The organism is Allobosea sp., assembly GCF_036675845.1.
Lineage (GTDB): Bacteria > Pseudomonadota > Alphaproteobacteria > Rhizobiales > Beijerinckiaceae > Allobosea.
Genome location: NZ_JAKFED010000191.1, coordinates 1 through 1812, shown reverse-complemented (window position 1 = coordinate 1812; position 1812 = coordinate 1). Strand labels below are relative to the sequence as shown.

Genomic DNA, 1812 nt, shown 5'->3' with positions numbered 1-1812 from the left:
GGGCTCTCGGGACCGGCGATCAAGCCGATCGTGCTGCGCCAGGTCTTCCAATGCGCCAAGGCGGTGAAGATCCCGGTGATCGGCTGCGGCGGCATCTCCACCGCCGAGGACGCGATCGAATACATGCTCGCCGGCGCCAGCGCCGTGCAGGTCGGCACCGCGACCTTCCTGCAGCCGGCGGCGATGACGACGATCATCGACGAGCTCAGGACCTTCTGCCTGCATCGCGAGATCCCGCGCGTCACCGATCTGATCCACGGCGTCGTCATCGAGGAGGCCGACGAGCCCGATCTTGCCTGGCTGGATCCGGTATCGTGACGGCGCACCCTGCCGGCATGCGCAACGTCTTCAGCGGCGACGAGCGCGACCGCGCCCTTTCCGAGGCCTTGTTCGACGCCCTGCGCGAGGCGACGGGCGATGGCGTCGGCATCACCCGCGAGGCCTATAGCGAGCGCGAATCGCTGGCGCTCGACCTCGTCGAGGGCAAGGCGCGCGAACTCGGCCTTTCGACCGAGCGCGATGCCGGGGCCAATCTGGTGATGACGCTGGAAGGCGCCGAGCCGGAATTGCCCTTCCTGGCCTGCGGCTCGCATCTCGATTCGGTGCCGCAGGGCGGCAATTTCGACGGCGCCGCCGGCGTCATCGCCGGCCTCGCCATCCTCGCCCGCTTCAAGGAGGAGGGCTTCGTCCCGCGCCGGACGGTCAAGGTCTATGCGCTGCGCGGCGAGGAGAGTGCCCGCTTCGGCAAGGCCTATATGGGCTCGAGCGCGCTGTTCGGGAAACTTTCCGCGGCCGATCTGGCGGTACGCGACCATGCCAGCGGCGGCAGCCTGGCCCAGTGCATGGCCGAGGTCGGCGTCGACATGGCGCGCGTCGAAAAGGGCGAGCCATTGCTCGATCCCGCCTCTGTCGCCGCCTGGATCGAGCTGCATATCGAGCAGGGCCCGGTGCTGGTGGCGCGCGAGTTGCCGGTCGGCATCGTCACCGGCATCCGCGGCAATGTCCGCCATCGCACCGTCGAATGCCTCGGCGAGGCCGGCCATTCCGGCGCGGTGCCGCGCTGGCTCCGGCGCGACGCGGTCTTCGCCACGGCCGAGCTGATCACCCATCTCGACCGGCACTGGCGCACGCTGCTGGAGCGCGGCCGCGACGTGGTGGTGACCGCCGGCGTGCTCGGCACCGATCCGCAGGAGCATGCCATCGCCCGGATTCCGGGCAAGGTCAGCTTCGCCTTCGAGGTGCGCAGCCAGAATCGCGAGACGCTGGAGGCCTTCTACGACCTGTTTCTCTCGGAATGCGCGCTGGTCGGCGAGGAGAGGGGGGTCGCGTTCAAGTTCGACCGCCGCCTCGAATCGGCGCCGGCGGTGATGGACCCCAGCTGGATCGAGCGCCTGAAGGTCGCTGCCCGCGGGCTCGGCCTGCCCGATGAGGAGATTCCGAGCGGCGCCGGCCATGATGCGGCGGTCTTCGCCAATGCCGGCGTCCCGAGCGCCATGATCTTCGTGCGTAACGAGCACGGATCGCATAATCCCAAGGAAGCGATGGCGATCGATGATTTCCTAGCCGGCATTGCGGTGATGCGGGCGGCCATCCGGGAGGCGGTGCAATGAGCGTTTCGCAACTCTTCGATGCCGCGCCGGCCGCGGATACGGCGGCGCCGGTCTCGCTCACCATCCGCCGCCCCGACGACTGGCACGTCCATCTGCGCGACGGCGCCATGCTCAAGGCGGTGCTGCCCTTCACCGCCGCCCAGTTCGCCCGCGGCATCATCATGCCGAACCTGGTGCCGCCGGTGACCAGCATCGCGGCGGC

General features: G+C 69.3%; 2 protein-coding genes and 1 pseudogene. All 3 read left to right on the top strand.

Translation table 11 applies throughout. From position 1 onward, the window contains the following. The coding region (locus V6M56_RS20450; protein WP_332686443.1) for a nitronate monooxygenase at positions 1-318 on the top strand (318 nt) is incomplete at its 5' end. Then, complete coding sequence (locus V6M56_RS20445) at positions 315-1610, top strand: Zn-dependent hydrolase (protein WP_332686440.1); 1296 nt, start codon at positions 315-317, stop codon at positions 1608-1610. The genes V6M56_RS20450 and V6M56_RS20445, both read left to right, overlap by 4 nt. Further along, positions 1607-1812 (top strand): annotated as a pseudogene (locus V6M56_RS20440) (dihydroorotase); the annotation flags it as partial. The gene V6M56_RS20445 and the pseudogene V6M56_RS20440, both read left to right, overlap by 4 nt.